This is a genomic window from Enterobacter sp. PI-10 (assembly GCF_027947695.1).
In the GTDB taxonomy this organism is placed as follows: Bacteria; Pseudomonadota; Gammaproteobacteria; order Enterobacterales; family Enterobacteriaceae; genus Enterobacter; species Enterobacter vonholyi.
In genome coordinates, this window is sequence record NZ_JAJNOG010000001.1 from 100,247 (window position 1) to 118,316 (window position 18,070).

19 protein-coding genes are annotated in these 18,070 nt (G+C 56.3%); 13 read left to right on the top strand and 6 right to left on the bottom strand.

Annotated elements, in window-relative coordinates; translation table 11 throughout:
* Positions 1–35 precede the first annotated feature (35 nt).
* From queA to LRM19_RS00495, 7 genes are all read left to right on the top strand, one after another.
* Positions 36–1,106 (top strand): tRNA preQ1(34) S-adenosylmethionine ribosyltransferase-isomerase QueA, encoded by a 1,071-nt coding sequence (gene queA, locus LRM19_RS00465; RefSeq protein WP_115874337.1) that lies wholly within the window; start codon positions 36–38, stop codon positions 1,104–1,106.
* Between the two features lie 53 nt (positions 1,107–1,159).
* Entirely contained in the window at positions 1,160–2,287 is a 1,128-nt protein-coding gene (tgt, locus tag LRM19_RS00470) for a tRNA guanosine(34) transglycosylase Tgt (protein WP_003859110.1), read from the top strand.
* A 22-nt stretch (positions 2,288–2,309) separates the two neighbouring features.
* A complete protein-coding gene (gene yajC, locus LRM19_RS00475; protein ID WP_003859109.1) occupies positions 2,310–2,642 on the top strand; it encodes a preprotein translocase subunit YajC in 333 nt (110 codons plus the stop codon).
* A gap of 27 nt (positions 2,643–2,669) precedes the next feature.
* Entirely contained in the window at positions 2,670–4,517 is a 1,848-nt protein-coding gene (gene secD, locus LRM19_RS00480; protein WP_071957349.1) for a protein translocase subunit SecD, read from the top strand.
* 10 nt (positions 4,518–4,527) lie between these two features.
* Complete coding sequence (gene secF, locus LRM19_RS00485; RefSeq protein ID WP_008503342.1) at positions 4,528–5,499, top strand: protein translocase subunit SecF; 972 nt, start codon at positions 4,528–4,530, stop codon at positions 5,497–5,499.
* Positions 5,500–5,641: 142 nt separating this feature from the next.
* Positions 5,642–6,007, top strand: a complete 366-nt coding sequence (locus LRM19_RS00490) for a VOC family protein (protein ID WP_115874339.1) — start codon at positions 5,642–5,644, stop codon at positions 6,005–6,007.
* A 14-nt stretch (positions 6,008–6,021) separates the two neighbouring features.
* Positions 6,022–6,702: a helix-turn-helix transcriptional regulator gene (locus LRM19_RS00495; protein ID WP_111963426.1), complete on the top strand. Its 681-nt coding sequence runs from the start codon at positions 6,022–6,024 to the stop codon at positions 6,700–6,702.
* A gap of 88 nt (positions 6,703–6,790) precedes the next feature.
* Here the strand turns inward: LRM19_RS00495 and LRM19_RS00500 are convergent, their stop codons facing one another.
* The gene (locus LRM19_RS00500) at positions 6,791–7,669 is read right to left on the bottom strand and encodes a nucleoside-specific channel-forming protein Tsx (protein WP_271366876.1); all 879 of its coding nucleotides are present in this window, start codon (positions 7,667–7,669) and stop codon (positions 6,791–6,793) included.
* Positions 7,670–7,939: 270 nt separating this feature from the next.
* The gene (locus LRM19_RS00505; RefSeq protein WP_111963494.1) at positions 7,940–8,479 is read right to left on the bottom strand and encodes a DUF3251 domain-containing protein; all 540 of its coding nucleotides are present in this window, start codon (positions 8,477–8,479) and stop codon (positions 7,940–7,942) included.
* 152 nt (positions 8,480–8,631) lie between these two features.
* Here LRM19_RS00505 and nrdR point away from each other — a divergent pair, with 152 nt between their 5' ends.
* The 5 genes from nrdR (at position 8,632) to thiL (ending at position 12,237) form a co-directional block, all read left to right on the top strand.
* Positions 8,632–9,081, top strand: a complete 450-nt coding sequence (gene nrdR, locus LRM19_RS00510) for a transcriptional regulator NrdR (RefSeq protein WP_008503337.1) — start codon at positions 8,632–8,634, stop codon at positions 9,079–9,081.
* 4 nt (positions 9,082–9,085) lie between these two features.
* Positions 9,086–10,189 (top strand): bifunctional diaminohydroxyphosphoribosylaminopyrimidine deaminase/5-amino-6-(5-phosphoribosylamino)uracil reductase RibD, encoded by a 1,104-nt coding sequence (gene ribD / locus LRM19_RS00515; RefSeq protein WP_127729763.1) that lies wholly within the window; start codon positions 9,086–9,088, stop codon positions 10,187–10,189.
* An 87-nt stretch (positions 10,190–10,276) separates the two neighbouring features.
* Complete coding sequence (gene ribH, locus LRM19_RS00520) at positions 10,277–10,747, top strand: 6,7-dimethyl-8-ribityllumazine synthase (RefSeq protein WP_006176874.1); 471 nt, start codon at positions 10,277–10,279, stop codon at positions 10,745–10,747.
* A gap of 21 nt (positions 10,748–10,768) precedes the next feature.
* Complete coding sequence (nusB, locus tag LRM19_RS00525) at positions 10,769–11,188, top strand: transcription antitermination factor NusB (protein ID WP_006809908.1); 420 nt, start codon at positions 10,769–10,771, stop codon at positions 11,186–11,188.
* Positions 11,189–11,265: 77 nt separating this feature from the next.
* On the top strand, positions 11,266–12,237 hold the full coding sequence (gene thiL / locus LRM19_RS00530) for a thiamine-phosphate kinase (RefSeq protein WP_115874341.1): 972 nt from the start codon (positions 11,266–11,268) through the stop codon (positions 12,235–12,237).
* A gap of 62 nt (positions 12,238–12,299) precedes the next feature.
* On the opposite strand, the gene LRM19_RS00535 is transcribed toward thiL, so the two are convergent.
* From LRM19_RS00535 to xseB, 4 genes are all read right to left on the bottom strand, one after another.
* Positions 12,300–13,274, bottom strand: coding sequence for an aldo/keto reductase (locus LRM19_RS00535; RefSeq protein WP_271366880.1), 975 nt, complete (start codon positions 13,272–13,274; stop codon positions 12,300–12,302).
* A 62-nt stretch (positions 13,275–13,336) separates the two neighbouring features.
* Complete coding sequence (gene dxs / locus LRM19_RS00540; RefSeq protein WP_271366881.1) at positions 13,337–15,199, bottom strand: 1-deoxy-D-xylulose-5-phosphate synthase; 1,863 nt, start codon at positions 15,197–15,199, stop codon at positions 13,337–13,339.
* 24 nt (positions 15,200–15,223) lie between these two features.
* Positions 15,224–16,123 (bottom strand): (2E,6E)-farnesyl diphosphate synthase, encoded by a 900-nt coding sequence (ispA, locus tag LRM19_RS00545; protein WP_133293879.1) that lies wholly within the window; start codon positions 16,121–16,123, stop codon positions 15,224–15,226.
* Positions 16,124–16,366, bottom strand: a complete 243-nt coding sequence (xseB, locus tag LRM19_RS00550; protein ID WP_008503331.1) for an exodeoxyribonuclease VII small subunit — start codon at positions 16,364–16,366, stop codon at positions 16,124–16,126.
* A 191-nt stretch (positions 16,367–16,557) separates the two neighbouring features.
* Here xseB and thiI point away from each other — a divergent pair, with 191 nt between their 5' ends.
* A complete protein-coding gene (gene thiI / locus LRM19_RS00555; RefSeq protein WP_111963420.1) occupies positions 16,558–18,006 on the top strand; it encodes a tRNA uracil 4-sulfurtransferase ThiI in 1,449 nt (482 codons plus the stop codon).
* Positions 18,007–18,070 lie beyond the last annotated feature (64 nt).

An 18,070-nucleotide genomic window follows, 5' to 3' on the forward strand; every position in this document is an offset into this window, starting at 1 on the left:
CTATGCCGCCTGTTTTTAAGTCACGAGTATACGTCATGCGCGTCGCCGATTTCTCATTTGAACTACCTGAATCCCTGATTGCTCACTATCCCATGCCTGAGCGCAGCAGCTGTCGCTTACTGTCACTGGATGGGCCAACGGGCGAGCTGACGCACGGTACTTTCACCGATTTGCTCGACAAGCTCAACCCTGGCGATCTGCTGGTCTTTAACAATACCCGCGTGATCCCGGCGCGCCTGTTCGGCCGCAAAGCCAGCGGCGGCAAGATTGAAGTGCTGGTCGAACGTATGCTCGATGATAAACGTATTCTGGCACATATTCGCGCATCTAAGGCGCCAAAGCCGGGCGCGGAGCTGCTGCTGGGCGATGATGAGAGCATCAAAGCGACCATGACCGCGCGCCACGACGCGCTGTTCGAGGTGGAGTTCAACGACGAACGCACGGTGCTCGATATCCTGAACGCCATCGGCCACATGCCGCTGCCGCCGTATATTGAGCGTCCGGACGAAGAGGCTGACCGCGAGCTGTACCAGACCGTCTACAGCCAGAAGCCTGGCGCCGTCGCTGCGCCGACCGCGGGCCTGCATTTTGATGAGCCGCTGCTGGAGAAACTGCGCGCGAAGGGCGTGGAGATGGCGTTCGTGACGCTCCACGTCGGCGCGGGGACCTTCCAGCCGGTGCGCGTGGACAGCATTGAAGATCACATCATGCACTCTGAGTATGCTGAAGTGCCTCAGGACGTGGTGGACGCGGTGCTGGCGGCGAAAGCGCGCGGCAGCCGCGTCGTGGCGGTCGGTACGACTTCCGTGCGCTCACTTGAGAGCGCCGCGCAGGCAGCGAAGAACGATCTTATTGAGCCATTCTTTGGCGATACGCAGATCTTTATCTACCCGGGCTATCAGTACAAAGTAATTGACGCGCTGGTGACCAACTTCCATCTGCCTGAATCGACGCTGATTATGCTGGTTTCCGCGTTTGCCGGTTATCAGCACACTATGGCGGCCTACAAGTCTGCGGTAGAACAAAAATATCGCTTTTTTAGCTACGGGGACGCGATGTTTATCACGTACAATCCGCTGGCTTTGAATGAGCGTGTCGGGGAATAAGTCCGCGGCACCGTTTTACAACGTTGGACTGTTTTTCTGACGTCGGAGAAAAAATGAAATTTGAACTCGATACCACCGACGGTCGCGCGCGTCGCGGTCGCCTGGTGTTTGATCGCGGCGTGGTGGAAACCCCCGCGTTTATGCCTGTGGGCACGTACGGCACCGTAAAAGGGATGACGCCGGAAGAAGTAGAAGCCACGGGCGCACAGATTATCCTCGGCAACACCTTCCACCTGTGGCTGCGTCCGGGTCAGGAGATCATGAAGCTCCACGGCGACCTGCACGATTTCATGCAGTGGAAAGGCCCAATCCTGACCGATTCCGGCGGCTTCCAGGTCTTCAGCCTGGGCGATATCCGTAAGATCACCGAACAGGGCGTTCACTTCCGTAACCCGATCAACGGCGATCCGATTTTCCTCGATCCGGAAAAATCGATGGAGATTCAGTACGATCTCGGATCTGATATCGTGATGATCTTCGACGAATGTACGCCATACCCGGCCGACTGGGATTACGCCAAGCGTTCAATGGAGATGTCTCTGCGCTGGGCGAAGCGTAGCCGTGACCGCTTTGACTCCCTGCAGAACAAAAATGCGCTGTTCGGCATTATCCAGGGCAGCGTTTACGAAGATTTACGCGATATCTCTGTTAAAGGTCTGGTAGAGATAGGTTTTGATGGCTACGCTGTCGGCGGTTTGGCTGTAGGTGAGCCGAAGGAAGACATGCACCGCATTCTGGAGCATGTCTGCCCGCAAATCCCTGCGGATAAACCACGATACCTGATGGGCGTGGGGAAACCGGAAGATCTGGTTGAAGGCGTGCGCCGCGGCATTGATATGTTCGACTGCGTCATGCCAACCCGCAACGCGCGTAACGGCCATTTGTTCGTTACCGATGGCGTGGTGAAAATCCGTAACGCGAAGCATAAGAGTGACACCAGCCCGCTCGATTCTGAGTGCGATTGCTATACCTGTCGCAATTATTCTCGCGCGTATCTGCATCATCTCGATCGTTGCAACGAGATTTTGGGCGCGCGTCTCAATACCATTCATAATCTTCGTTATTATCAGCGCTTAATGGCTGGTTTACGTAAGGCTATCGAAGAGGGTAAATTAGAGAGCTTCGTGACCGATTTCTACCAACGTCAGGGGCGGGATGTTCCACCGTTGAACGTTGATTAATTTTAATAATGAGGGAATTTGAATGAGCTTTTTTATTTCTGATGCGGTAGCGGCAACAGGTGCTCCAGCGCAGGGCAGCCCGATGTCTCTGATTCTGATGCTGGTTGTGTTCGGTCTGATCTTCTACTTCATGATCCTGCGTCCACAGCAGAAGCGCACCAAAGAGCACAAAAACCTGATGAACTCCATTGCGAAAGGCGATGAAGTGCTGACTAACGGTGGTCTGGTCGGTCGCGTAACCAAAGTGGCTGAAAACGGCTACATTGCTATCGCCCTGAACGACACCACTGAAGTGGTCATCAAACGTGACTTCGTAGCTGCCGTTCTGCCGAAAGGCACCATGAAGGCGCTGTAATCCCAACTTTTCCCAAAGGGAACTGCCGTGTTAAACCGTTATCCTTTGTGGAAGTACATCATGCTGGTCGTCGTGATTCTCGTCGGCCTGCTGTACGCGCTTCCCAACCTGTATGGTGAGGATCCGGCTGTTCAAATCACTGGCGCGCGCGGTGTCGCCGCCAGTGAGCAAACGCTGATCCAGGTCCAGAAAACGTTACAAGAAGAAAAAATTACCGCTAAGTCTGTGGCTCTGGAAGAGGGCGCAATTCTTGCTCGCTTCGACACCACCGACACGCAGCTCCGCGCTCGCGAAGCGCTGATGGGCGTGCTGGGTGACAAATACGTCGTGGCGCTTAACCTTGCCCCTGCAACCCCGCGTTGGCTGGCTGCGATGAAGGCAGAGCCAATGAAACTCGGTCTTGACCTGCGTGGCGGCGTTCACTTCCTGATGGAAGTGGATATGGATACCGCGCTCGGCAAGCTGCAGGAACAGAATATCGACAGCCTGCGCAGCGATCTGCGTGATAAAGGCATCGCTTACACCACCGTGCGTAAAGAAGATAACTACGGCATGAGCATCACGTTCCGCGACAGCGCGGCGCGCGATCAGGCTGTAGATTATCTGACTCAACGTCACCGTGACCTGGTGATCTCCTCGCAGGGCAGCAACCAGCTGCGTGCGGTGATGACCGATGCGCGCCTGAAAGAAGCGCGTGAATATGCCGTTCAGCAGAACATCAACATTCTGCGTAACCGTGTAAACCAACTGGGTGTGGCCGAGCCGCTTGTACAGCGTCAGGGTGCTGACCGTATCGTGGTTGAACTGCCGGGTATTCAGGACACCGCGCGTGCGAAAGAGATTCTGGGTGCGACCGCAACCCTGGAATTCCGTCTGGTGAATACCAACGTTGACCAGTCTGCTGCCGCTTCTGGCCGTATTCCGGGTGACTCCGAAGTGAAACAGACCCGCGAAGGTCAGCCAGTTGTGCTGTACAAACGCGTGATTCTGACCGGTGATCACATCACCGACTCCACGTCGAGCCAGGACGAATACAACCAGCCGCAGGTTAACATCTCGCTCGATAGCGCGGGTGGTAACATCATGTCTAACTTCACCAAGGACAACATCGGTAAACCGATGGCAACCCTGTTCGTGGAGTACAAAGACAGCGGTAAGAAAGATGCAAACGGCCGTGCTGTGCTGGTGAAAGAGGAAGAGGTGATTAACATCGCCAATATCCAGTCTCGTCTGGGTAACAGCTTCCGTATTACCGGCATCAACAACCCGAACGAAGCGCGTCAGCTCTCCCTGCTGCTGCGTGCCGGTGCGCTGATTGCGCCAATTCAGATTGTTGAAGAACGTACCATTGGTCCAACTCTGGGTATGCAAAACATCCAGCAGGGCCTGGAAGCGTGTCTGGCCGGTCTGGTGGTCTCTATTCTGTTCATGATCTTCTTCTATAAGAAGTTTGGTCTGATTGCGACCTCTGCGCTGATTGCGAACCTGGTGCTGATTATCGGCATCATGTCCCTGCTGCCGGGGGCGACGCTGACCATGCCGGGTATTGCGGGTATCGTTCTGACCCTTGCGGTGGCGGTCGACGCCAACGTACTGATTAACGAACGTATCAAAGAAGAGTTGAGCAACGGTCGTTCTGTTCAGCAGGCGATTGACGAAGGTTATAAAGGCGCGTTCAGCTCTATCTTCGATGCGAACGTAACAACACTGATCAAGGTTCTTATCCTGTATGCAGTGGGTACCGGCGCTATCAAAGGCTTTGCGATTACAACCGGTATCGGTGTCGCAACGTCAATGTTTACCGCTATTGTCGGCACCCGTGCCATCGTGAACCTGCTGTACGGCGGCAAGCGCGTCAAAAAGCTGTCTATCTGAGGAGTGCGTTGTGGCACAGGAATATACTGTTGAACAATTGAACCACGGCCGTAAAGTCTGGGACTTTATGCGCTGGGACTACTGGGCCTTCGGCATTTCAGGTTTCCTGCTGATTCTGTCCATCGTCATTATGGGCGTGAAAGGCTTTAACTGGGGGCTCGATTTTACCGGTGGTACGGTAATTGAAATCTCCCTGGAAAAACCGGTCGATATGGACCAGATGCGCGAATCGCTGCAGAAAGCGGGCTTTGAAGAGCCGCTGCTGCAGAACTTCGGCAGCAGCCGCGACATTATGGTACGTATGCCGCCAGTGCACGATGCCAACGGCAGCCAGGAGCTGGGCAGTAAGGTTGTTAGCGTGATTAACGAAACAACCAGCCAGAACGCGGCGGTTAAGCGTATTGAGTTCGTCGGCCCAAGCGTAGGTGCTGACCTGGCGCAGACCGGCGCGATGGCGCTGCTGGTGGCGCTGATCTCCATCCTGGTGTACGTCGGTTTCCGCTTTGAGTGGCGACTGGCGGCCGGTGTGGTTATCGCCCTGGCGCACGACGTGGTGATCACCATGGGCATACTGTCGCTGTTCCACATTGAGATTGACCTGACGATCGTGGCATCACTGATGTCCGTTATCGGTTACTCGCTGAACGACAGTATCGTGGTATCTGACCGTATCCGTGAAAACTTCCGTAAGATCCGTCGAGGTACGCCGTACGAGATCTTTAACGTGTCGTTGACCCAGACGCTGCACCGTACCTTGATCACATCCGGTACCACCCTGATGGTGATCCTGATGCTGTTCCTCTTCGGTGGTCCGGTACTGGAAGGCTTCTCGCTGACCATGCTGATTGGTGTCACCATCGGTACGGCGTCGTCTATCTACGTTGCGTCCGCCCTGGCACTGAAACTCGGCATGAAGCGCGAGCACCTGCTCCAGCAGAAAGTCGAGAAAGAAGGGGCGGATCAGCCGTCCATTCTGCCGTAAGGCGACGTTTAGCGCGTTATCGAAATCCCGGTCGGTTGACCGGGATTTTTTTTATCTGCTCCTGACAAACACTCCTGACAGTATGCTGTCAGGAGCCCTGTCGTAGACTCCTTCTGAACCCAAACAACAGGCAGGAGGATGTATGAAAAGCGTCATTAACTGGTTTGAAATTCCGGTCTCGGATATGGAGCGCGCCATCAAATTTTATGAGCCCGTGATGCAGCTTGCGCTGCGTCGCGAGAAAATGGACTGTGCGGAGCTGGCCGTTTTCCCGCATGAGGATCCGGGTACCGGAGGCGCACTGGCAAAATTTGACGGCGTTACACCGTCTTTGCAGGGCGCTATTATTTACCTGCATACTGACAATCTGGCGGCCACGCTCGATCGCATCGCCTCTGCGGGCGGCGAGTGCGTGTTTGGCCCGCTGGAACTGCCGCATGGCATTGGCACTATCGCCTTGTTTACCGACAGCGAGGGCAACCGCGTCGGGCTCCATCAACCTGCCTGAGAGCGGACAAAGTTATGACCCGACGCGCTGACCGTTTGTTTCAGATTGTGCAGATCCTGCGGGGCAGGCGTCTGACAACGGCAGCGCATCTCGCGGACCGGCTTGGCGTGTCCGAGCGCACGGTATATCGCGATATCCGCGACCTGTCGCTTTCCGGCGTGCCGGTGGAAGGTGAGGCGGGAAGTGGATATCGGCTGATGTCGGGCTTTGACCTGCCGCCGCTGATGCTGACAAATAAGGAGTCCGAGGCGCTGATCGTCGCGATTCGCCTGCTCAAAACCTGGGGTGGGGAATCGCTGTCGCGCGAGCTGGAGTCGGCTCAGGAGAAGGTGCTGGCTATCCTGCCCGAGGAGAGCCGCCGAAAGGCGGAGCAGACGCGGATCTACGCCCCGGACTTTTGCATGCAAAGCCACTCCCGCAGCGATTTTGACATGATTCATCAGGCGATTTCCGCCCAGCGCGTGCTGGCGCTGCATTACCGTGATGAAGCAGGACAGCTCTCAAAGCGCGAGGTTCAGCCGCTGGGGCTATTCTTCTGGGGAGAGCGCTGGCTGCTGGCTGCGTGGTGTGAACGGCGCGATGACTATCGCTGTTTCCGGCTCGACCGATGCCTCAATATTGTGGCTACGGAGAGGCGTTTTAGCGAGAGCGCGGACAGGTCTCTGGCGGATTTTTTGCGGAAGGTGAAGCAGTAAAAGGCCGGGTGGCGGCTACGCCTTACCCGGCCTACATTTGGGTCGTAGGCCCGGTAAGCGTAGCGCCACCGGGCGAAACCCACACTGATTAGAAGTTGTAACCTACAACCAGGTAACCACCCCAACCGGTAGAACGGACGTTTTCTTTCATCCAATTCAGGTCGGCATCGTCGTTCCACTGACCGCCGTTGTGCCAGTAACGCGCCACTACAGAGTAGTGCCAGTGATCGTAGTTCAGCGCCAGGATGTGGCTGGAGGCGATGGAGTCGTTAGTACGCTGTTTAATACCGTTCTCTGCGTAACCGCTCTTATCTCCCAGTTCTGAACCCCAGTCGAAGTTGGTGAAGCCGATGTAGCTCAGGTTACCGCCCCACAGCTGAGTGATTGGTACAAAGTATTTCACTTTGAAACGGTAGCCATCCCACTCATTCTGGTTTTCTGCACCGTAGTTCTGCCACTGGTATTTCGCGTAAACGTTCAGGGACAGGCTCATTGGCAGGCCGGTGTCAACATCGGTACCCAGACCCATATACCAGGTGCTCTGACGACCAGACTCGTTGCGGCCCATGTCGTAGATATAGTTGTTCGCGAAGTACCACTCTTTGAACGGACCGAAGCTGAGGTCGGTGCCGGTCAGCTTGTCGATGGAGAAGCGCGGCTCGATCTCCATGAACAGCGGAGAACCGTGGTTCCAGATACCTTTTGCCTGAGAGTTACCGCCGAAGAAGACCGGTGCATCCATGTAGCCGTAGAAATCAAACCAGTCTTTCTTGGCGAATGCTTCGTACTCCAGGTAGGTATCGTTGCGGATCTGTGGTCCGAAACGGGTGTGGTAGCTGCCGACTACGTTAACGCTCTGGTGCCACCAGTCGGAGAGGTATTGTGGTTTATTGTTTTCCGCTGCGTTAACAGTGAAAGAGGAAGAAAGTGCCAGCACGGCGCCAGCTGCGAGTAATGTTTTTTTCATAATCATGCCACTGATTGAAATTCCCTTTCGGGAGTGAAAAATGCGCGAATTGCGTTTCTAAATATTTCGTGTTTCTGCGGTGCCTATTATAGGAATCCCTGCTCACAAAAATATGTGTTGTTTCACATATCTCTCATGCGCGTAATCGATTGCGTTCACGTTTGCGTACTTTAAACGGGCGGGATTGTAGCGGCAATCATTTATGTTGCCAATCCATACGAAATGTAAATGTTAGCGGAGTGACATTGCGCTCCGCTAAAAAGGAGGGGATTAGTGCGCGGCGGGTTGAATGTCGTGAATGCGGATAAAGCCTAACTGTTCCGGCGTAACGCCGCTTAACTGAAGCGGAATATCCACATCGCTTGGTGCTAAAACACTGGCCGGGGCGGTGAAGAGCTGATTCTTCACGTTCACCTCCTGGTAGTTCTCCGTTGTGCCCTGGATCTGCCCCCACTCGACGGTGCCGCTGAAGGCTGGCAGCGGATCGTTGGACTCTCCCTGGATGCGTAATGTTGCGCGAGTACCATCTGCGTTCGCCGCCACATTCACCAGAGACATTTTTAGCGTGCCGATCTGACTATTGAGACGCGCAGGCGTATTCGCGCCCGGCAGCAGATAAACCCCGCTGCTGGATTTGGCATTCAGCGCGTTTTGCTGGGTGATTTTCACCGTTTCTTTGTTCAGCTTGTCCATCGCCGTATTGAGCGTATTGACGCTCTGTTTCAACTGACGGACTTCGGTTTGCTGTGCACAGGCGCTAAGGGTGAAGAGGCTCCCCACCAGCAAGATTTTCAGGTAACGTCTTGTCATTGCGTTTATTTCCTTGAAATAACGGATCGCCTTAATGTTAACCAGCATCATCATGTGAGATATAGATCCTTTGTCTCAAAAAGCTCTTCCTTTGTTGTCAGGCCAGATCAGGGTAAAATGAAAATTAGTTAACCAGATAACAGGGATACCGTATGCATTGCCCATTCTGCTCCGCTGTGGATACCAAAGTCATCGACTCTCGTCTTGTGGGCGAAGGGTCATCCGTACGCCGTCGTCGGCAGTGTCTGGTGTGCAACGAGCGTTTCACGACCTTTGAGGTTGCAGAGCTGGTAATGCCGCGCGTGGTAAAAAGTAACGACGTGCGCGAGCCGTTTAACGAAGAGAAACTGCGCAGCGGGATGCTGAAGGCCCTCGAAAAACGTCCCGTCAGCGCGGACGACGTGGAGATGGCGTTAAACCACATAAAATCTTACCTTCGTGGTTTGGGTGAGCGTGAAGTGCCAAGCAAAATGATCGGCAACCTGGTGATGGAGCAGTTGAAAAAGCTCGATAAGGTCGCCTATATCCGCTTCGCCTCGGTCTACCGCAGCTTCGAAGACATCAAAGAGTTTGGCGAAGAGATCGCCCGCTTACAGGATTAAGCTCATGCAGGATGAGATTTACATGGCGCGAGCCATGAAGCTGGCGCAGCGCGGTCGTTTTACTACCCATCCCAACCCGAACGTCGGGTGCGTTATCGTCAACGATGGCGAGATTGTCGGAGAGGGGTTTCACTATCGGGCGGGCGAACCGCATGCCGAGGTTCATGCGTTGCGCATGGCCGGTGAGAAGGCGCGCGGTGCCACAGCCTACGTCACGCTGGAGCCCTGCAGCCATCACGGGCGTACGCCGCCGTGCTGTGAAGCGTTGATCGCGGCGGGTGTTTCACGCGTGGTCGCATCGATGCAGGACCCAAATCCGCAGGTGGCGGGACGCGGTCTGTATCGTCTGCAGCAGGAAGGCATTGACGTCAGCCATGGTCTGATGATGCAGGATGCGGAAGCGCTCAATAAAGGTTTCCTGAAGCGCATGCGCACGGGGTTCCCGTATATTCAGCTCAAGCTGGGCGCCTCGCTGGACGGCCGTACGGCAATGGCAAACGGTGAAAGCCAGTGGATCACTTCTCCACAGGCAAGGCGCGATGTGCAACGTCTGCGCGCGCAAAGCCATGCTATTCTCACCAGCAGTGAAACCGTTCTGGCTGACGATCCGGCCATGACCGTGCGCTGGGACGAGCTGAATGCCGATACCCAGGCTCTTTACCCGCAGGAGAACCTGCGTCAGCCGCTGCGTATTGTCATTGATAGCCAGAACCGCGTGACGCCGGAGCACCGCATCGTCCAGCAGCCTGGTGAGACCTGGATTGCCCGCACCAAAGAAGATACGCGCGAATGGCCGGAAGGCGTGCGCAGCATTCTGGTGCCGGAGCATAACGGCCATCTGGATCTGGTGGTGCTGATGATGCTGCTCGGCAAGCAGCAGGTGAACAGCATCTGGGTAGAGGCGGGGCCAACGCTCGCCGGTGCGCTCTTACAGGCCGGGCTGGTGGATGAACTGCTTGTTTACGTTGCGCCTAAACTGTTAGGCCACGACGCGCGCGGCCTCTTTGTGCTGCCCGGCCTTGAAAAACTGGCCGACGCACCGCAACTCACATTTAGCGAGATTCGTCCGGTAGGTCCGGATGTCTGCCTCCACTTAACGACAGCGTAATTGCTCCTGAAATAGGGAAGCAGTGCGCAAAGTATTATGATAAAATCCGCCCCCCTGCGGGGCCAAATGAACCCGTAAAGGAAGAGTATGAACATTATTGAAGCTGCTGTAGCTACCCCGGACGCTCGCGTCGCCATCACCATTGCGCGTTTCAACAACTTCATCAACGACAGCCTGCTGGAAGGTGCGATTGACGCCCTGAAACGTATCGGCCAGGTTAAAGATGACAACATTACCGTTGTTTGGGTTCCAGGCGCTTACGAACTGCCACTGGCGGCAGGCGCGCTGGCGAAAACCGGTAAATACGACGCGGTGATTGCGCTGGGTACCGTTATTCGTGGCGGCACTGCGCACTTCGAATACGTTGCGGGCGGTGCAAGCAACGGCCTGGCACACGTTGCGCAGGATGCTGAAATTCCTGTCGCATTCGGCGTGCTGACCACCGAAAGTATTGAACAAGCCATCGAACGTGCTGGCACCAAAGCCGGTAACAAAGGTGCAGAAGCTGCACTGACCGCGCTTGAAATGATTAATGTATTGAAAGCCATCAAGGCCTGATTTTTTTGTAAGGGGAATTCCGTGAAACCTGCTGCTCGTCGCCGCGCCCGTGAATGTGCCGTCCAGGCACTTTACTCCTGGCAGTTGTCCCAGAACGACATCGCTGATGTTGAATACCAGTTCCTGTCAGAACAGGACGTGAAAGACGTTGACGTTCTGTACTTCCGTGAACTGCTGTCGGGAGTGGCGACTAATAGCGCGTATCTCGATGGTCTGATGAAGCCTTATCTGTCCCGTCTGCTCGAAGAGCTGGGCCAGGTAGAAAAAGCAGTGCTGCGTATTGCGCTGTTTGAGCTGTCTAAACGTGATGATGTGCCGTACAAAGTGGCCATCAACGAAGCGATCGAACTGGCGAAAACCTTCGGCGCTGAAGACAGCCACAAGTTTGTAAACGGCGTACTTGATAAAGCAGCACCTGCGATCCGTCCCCACAAAAAGTGATCCGCAAACCGGAGTCCTGCATTGCCTGACGGGCGGTGCGGCTCCGGTTTTTTCTTTTATTTGCTGAGGCATAACGTATGGCATGCGGCGAATTCTCCCTGATTGCCCGTTATTTCGACCGTGTCAGAACCTCTCGTCTTGATGTTGAAACCGGCATCGGCGATGACTGTGCACTTCTCAATATTCCAGAAAAACAGACGCTGGCCATCAGCACCGACACTCTGGTGTGCGGCCGTCATTTCTTACCGGATATCGATCCTGCCGATCTGGCGTATAAAGCATTGGCGGTTAACGTCAGCGATCTAGCGGCGATGGGGGCCGATCCCGCGTGGTTAACCCTGGCGCTGACGCTGCCAGAGGTAGACGAAGCCTGGCTTGAAGCTTTCAGCGATGCGCTGTTTGAGCAGCTTAACTACTACGATATGCAGCTGATTGGCGGTGATACCACTGCCGGGCCGCTGTCGATGACGCTGGCGATCCACGGCTATGTGCCGCTCGGCCGCGCGCTGAAGCGCTCGGGTGCAAAACCCGGCGACTGGATCTACGTCACCGGTACGCCGGGCGACAGTGCGGCAGGGCTGGCGATTCTCCAGGATCGCTTAACCGTAAAGGATGCCGACGACGCGGCGTATCTGGTGAAACGCCATCTGCGCCCGACGCCGCGTATTCTGCACGGCCAGGCGCTGCGCGAGCGCGCGAGCTCTGCTATCGACCTCTCTGACGGGCTGATCTCAGACCTTGGCCATATTTTAAAGGCCAGCGGCGTTGGGGCGCGCGTTGATCTGGATCTGTTCCCGCTGTCAGAGGAACTGCTTCGTCATGTCGAACCTGCGCAGGCGCTGCGCTGGGCGCTGTCCGGTGGCGAAGATTACGAGCTGTGCTTTACCGTTCCGGAGCTGAACCGCGGAACGCTCGACGTGGCGTTAGCGCACCTTGGTGCGAAATTCACCTGCATAGGTCAGATCATGCCGGAGAGTGAAGGGCTGAAGTTTGTGAAAGACGGTGCGCCGGTTACGCTGGACTGGAAAGGGTACGATCACTTCGCGTGAGTTTGTACGCTTTGTATTGCCGGGCGGCGGCTCCGCCTTACCCGGCCTACAAAAGATGGGGCTTATTTAAACCCCACCACCGGATGCGGCTGATACGGCGTCTCCAGCTCGGCAACCTGTTCGGGCGTCAGCGTGATATCCACCGCGTTTAACAGTTCGTCCAACTGCTCTTCCCGGGACGTGCCGATAATGGGAGCCGCGACGCCGCGCTTGCCCAGCAGCCACGCCAGCGCCACCTGGGCGCGGGTTGCGCCGGTATCATCGGCAATCCCGGCCAGGCGTTCGGCAATCAGTGCATCGCTGGCCTCTGTTCCTTCATAGAGATTTTTTCCCACTTCATCCGAGACCAGACGGGCCGTAGTTTCGCCCCACGGACGGGTCAGGCGACCGCGCGCGAGCGGGCTCCACGGGATGACCGCCACGCCCTCCTGATGGCACAGTGGCAGCATCTCACGCTCTTCTTCACGATAGATCAGATTGTAGTGATCCTGCATGGTGACAAAGCACGCCCAGCCGTGCTGCGCCTGCAGATCCAGCGCCTGGGCAAACTGCGACGCATGCATAGACGACGCGCCGATGTAGCGTGCTTTACCGGCTTTGACCACGTCGTTGAGCGCCTCAAGCGTCTCCTCGATCGGCGTGTTGTAATCCCAGCGGTGAATTTGCAGCAGGTCGACGTAATCCATGTTCAGGCGTCTGAGGCTGTCATCAATGGAGCGCAGGATCTGCGCGCGAGAAAGGCCCTGCGGCAGGTCACCCACCGGGTAGTAGACCTTGGTGGCAACGACAACGTCATCCCGACGGGCAAAATCGCGCAGGGCGCGGCCGACAATCTCCTCGCTGCTGCCGTCGGAGTAGCTGTTGGCGGTGTCAAAGAAGTTAATGCCGCCCTCGATGGCGCGTTTGATAATCGGACGGCTGCTCTCTTCCGGCAGCGTCCAGGCGTGGTTCCCCCGATCGGGCTCGCCAAAGGTCATGCAGCCCAGGCAAAGTCGGGAAACCTTAAGGTCCGTTTTTCCTAATGTTGTGTATTGCACGGTTCCGCTCCTGCTGTTTAAACACCAGGTTTAAGCATAGCAGGAGCGGAAAAGGGGAGGGATTAGTCCAGCCAGGCGCGGATTTTAGCTTCCATACCGGCAGCGTCCAGGCCAATCGCCGCGCGGGCTTCGTCCTGGGTACCTTGCGGAATGAAATGATCCGGCAGGCCGAGGTTCAGCACCGGCACGGCTTTACGATTTGCCATCAGTACCTCGTTCACGCCGCTGCCCGCACCGCCCATGATGGCGTTTTCTTCCAGCGTCACCAGCACGTCGTGGGCCTCAGCCATACTCAGGATCAGAGATTCGTCGAGCGGCTTCACAAAGCGCATATCCACCAGCGTGGCATTCAGCGTTTCAGCCACTTTCGCGGCCTCGGGCATCAACGTGCCGAAGTTCAGGATCGCCACTTTTTCACCGCGACGCTTAACCACTCCTTTACCAAGCGGCAGTTTTTCCAGCGGCTGAAGCTCAACGCCTACCGCATTGCCGCGCGGGTAGCGAACGGCGCTTGGGCCATCCTGATAGTGGTAGCCGGTAAACAGCATCTGACGACATTCGTTCTCGTCGCTTGGCGTCATGACAACCATATCCGGAATGCAGCGCAGGAACGACAGGTCAAACGCGCCCTGGTGCGTCTGACCATCGGCACCGACGATGCCCGCACGATCGATAGCAAACAGCACCGGCAGCTTCTGAATCGCCACGTCGTGGATCACCTGATCGTAGGCGCGCTGCAGGAAGGTGGAATAGATAGCGACAACCGGCTTGTAGCCGCCGATCGCCAGGCCCGCTGCAAACGTCACCGCGTGCTGCTCGGCAATGGCCACGTCGAAATACTGGTCCGGGTATTTTCTGGAGAACTCCACCATGCCGGAGCCTTCGCGCATGGCCGGGGTGATCGCCATCAGCTTGTTGTCTTTTGCGGCGGTTTCGCACAGCCAGTCGCCGAAGATTTTTGAATAGCTCGGCATGCCGCCGCTGCTTTTTGGCAGACAGCCGCTGGACGGGTCAAATTTAGGCACCGCGTGGAAGGTGATCGGATCTTTTTCCGCCGGTTCGTAGCCGCGCCCTTTTTTGGTCATGATGTGCAGGAACTGCGGGCCTTTCAGGTCGCGCATGTTCTTGAGCGTGGTCACCAGACCCAGCACGTCGTGACCGTCAACCGGCCCAATATAGTTAAAGCCCAGTTCTTCAAACAGGGTACCCGGCACGACCATGCCTTTGATGTGCTCTTCGGTACGCTTGAGCAGCTCTTTGATCGGCGGTACGCCGGAGAAGACCTTTTTACCGCCTTCACGCAGCGACGAGTAAAGCTTGCCGGAGAGCAGCTGAGCAAGATGGTTGTTCAGCGCGCCGACGTTTTCGGAAATCGACATTTCGTTATCGTTGAGGATAACCAGCATGTCCGGCTTGATGTCGCCCGCGTGGTTCATGGCTTCGAAGGCCATACCGGCGGTGATGGCGCCGTCGCCAATCACGCAGACGGTGCGGCGCTGCCTATTCTCTTTCTCGGCGGCAACGGCAATACCGATGCCCGCCGAAATGGAGGTAGAGGAGTGGCCGACGCTCAGCACGTCGTACTCGCTCTCACCGCGCCACGGGAACGGGTGCAGGCCGCCTTTCTGACGAATGGTGCCAATTTTATCGCGACGGCCGGTCAGAATTTTGTGCGGATAGGCCTGGTGACCCACGTCCCAGATGAGCTGATCGAACGGCGTGTTATAGACGTAGTGCAGCGCCACGGTCAGCTCTACCGTGCCAAGCCCGGAGGCGAAATGGCCGCTGGAGCGGCTTACGCTGTCGAGCAGGTAGCGACGCAGCTCGTCGCACAGCTTCGGCAGGCTCTCTTTCGGCAACAGACGTAACTCCTGGGTGGAGTCAACTAACGCCAGTGTCGGGTATTTGGCAATATCAAAACTCATCAAAGGCTCATCGAGATATATAGTTTATTTATCACGCTGGATTATATAGTCCGCTAGCGCTTCCAGTGCCGAGGTATCCAGCGATTGCGCAGCCAGTTCATTCAGCGACTGGCGGGCATCGTCAATCAGATCCCGGGCTTTACGTTGGGCTTGCTCAAGACCCAGCAGGGCGGGGTAGGTACTTTTGCCAAGCTGCTGGTCCGCACCCTGACGTTTACCCAATGTTGCAGTATCGCCCACCACATCCAGAATGTCATCCTGAACCTGGAATGCCAGACCGATACTTTCTGCGTATCTGTCCAGAATCGGCAGGGCTTTGCGCCCTTGTTCACCCGCGCTCAGCGCGCCCAGGCGAACGGCGGAACGAATCAGTGCCCCGGTTTTATGGCGATGAATACGCTCCAGCTGTTCCAGATTAACCTGACGTCCTTCCGCTTCAAGATCCAGCGCCTGTCCGCCGCACATGCCGGCCACGCCGCTGGCCATTGCCAGCTCGGAGATCATCGCCAGACGGTCGCGGTCAGCCACTTCCGCCATTGGCGCGTCGCTCAGAATCGAGAACGCTAGCGTCTGCAGGGCATCACCCGCCAGGATGGCATTCGCCTCGCCAAACTTGATATGGCAGGTGGGTTTACCCCGACGCAAATCGTCGTCGTCCATCGCCGGGAGATCGTCGTGGATCAGCGAGTAGGCGTGAATGCACTCAACGGCGGCTGCCGGAGCGTCCAGCGTGCTATCGCTGATGCCAAACATATTGCCGGTGGCATACACCAGGAACGGGCGCAGGCGCTTTCCACCCAAGAGTGCGCCATAGTGCATGGCTTCAACCAGTGGAGTGTTCTGAAAAGGCTGTGGCGCAATAAAACGGCGCAGGGCGTCGTTGGCGCGTACGACACGCGCCTGAAGCTCGTTGGCAAAATCCATTTACTCGGCGTCCGGTGTGAAAGGCGTGGTTTTCGCGTCTTCGCTGTCGGAAAGCAGGATCTGCACGCGCTGCTCGGCCTGCTGCAGCTTGACCTGCCCCTGGCGCGCCAGCTGCACGCCGCGCTCGAATTCGTTGAGCGCCTCTTCCAGCGGGAGATCGCCGCTCTCAAGACGGGTAACAATTTGCTCCAGTTCACTCAGCGCAGTTTCAAAACTGGCCGGTGCGTCGTTCTTCTTCGGCATAGTGAATTGACTCTTATATTCTTCGCCCCGACATGGTAACGGACTCGGGCGGATAAGCAAATAACGCGCAATGTGCACAGGAGCGGCGCGATGGTGGTATACTTGCGCGCCTGGATGCAGCCACGGGTGTGGGCTGCTGTACTCTTTTCCATTACAAGCCTTAACAGGCTTGCCTAAGAAACATTGCCGCCATGAAGTTTATCATTAAATTGTTCCCTGAAATCACCATCAAAAGCCAATCTGTGCGTTTGCGCTTTATTAAAATTCTCACCGGGAACATTCGTAACGTGTTAAAGCACTACGACGAAACCCTCGCCGTGGTGCGCCACTGGGACCACGTTGAGGTCCGTGCGAAAGACGAAAACAAACGTCAGGATATTCGCGACGCGCTGACCCGAATTCCGGGGATCCACCATATCCTGGAAGTGGAAGATGTTCCGTTCAGCGATATGCATGACATCTTCGAGAAAGCGCTGGTCCAGTACCGTGACCAGATCGAAGGCAAAACCTTCTGCGTGCGCGTCAAGCGTCGCGGTAAGCACGAATTCAGCTCCATTGAAGTGGAACGTTATGTCGGCGGCGGTTTAAACCAGCACGTTGAAACGGCGCGCGTACGTCTGACCAACCCGGACGTGACGGTGAACCTGGAGATCGAAAACGATCGCCTGCTGCTGGTGAAAGGGCGCTATGAAGGTATCGGCGGCTTCCCTATCGGCACCCAGGAAGACGTATTATCCCTGATCTCTGGCGGCTTCGACTCCGGCGTCTCAAGCTATATGCTGATGCGTCGCGGCTGCCGTGTGCACTACTGCTTCTTCAACCTGGGCGGCGCGGCGCACGAAATCGGCGTTCGTCAGGTGGCGCATTATCTGTGGAACCGCTTCGGCAGCTCCCACCGCGTGCGTTTCGTGGCAATCAATTTCGAACCTGTGGTCGGCGAAATCCTCGAGAAAGTGGATGATGGTCAGATGGGCGTCATCCTTAAGCGCATGATGGTGCGTGCGGCGTCCAAAGTGGCTGAACGCTACGGCGTGCAGGCGCTGGTCACCGGCGAAGCGCTGGGCCAGGTTTCCAGCCAGACGCTGACCAACCTGCGTCTGATCGACAACGTATCTGATACGCTGATCCTGCGTCCGCTCATCTCCCATGACAAAGAGCACATCATCGATCTGGCGCGCGAAATCGGCACCGAAGATTTTGCCCGCACCATGCCGGAATACTGCGGCGTGATCTCTAAAAGCCCAACGGTGAAAGCGGTGAAGGCGAAGATCGAAGCGGAAGAAGAGAACTTCGATTTCAGCATTCTGGATAAAGTGGTGGAAGAAGCGTCCAACATTGATATCCGCGAGATTGCCCAGCAGACCGAGCAGGAAGTGGTTGAAGTGGAGACCGTGAGCGGTTTCGGCGCGAACGATGCGATTCTGGATATTCGCTCCATTGACGAGCAGGATGATAAGCCGCTGCAGGTGGAAGGCGTCGAAGTGGTTTCTCTGCCGTTCTACAAGCTGAGCACGAAGTTTGGCGATCTCGACCAGAGCAAAACGTATCTGCTGTGGTGTGAGCGCGGGGTGATGAGTCGCCTGCAGGCGCTGTATCTGCGCGAGCAGGGCTTTGCGAATGTGAAGGTGTATCGCCCGTAGTTTATTACCGGGGAGTGCGGCCAGATGCCCTCACCCCGGCCCTCTCCCACGGGGAGAGGGAGAA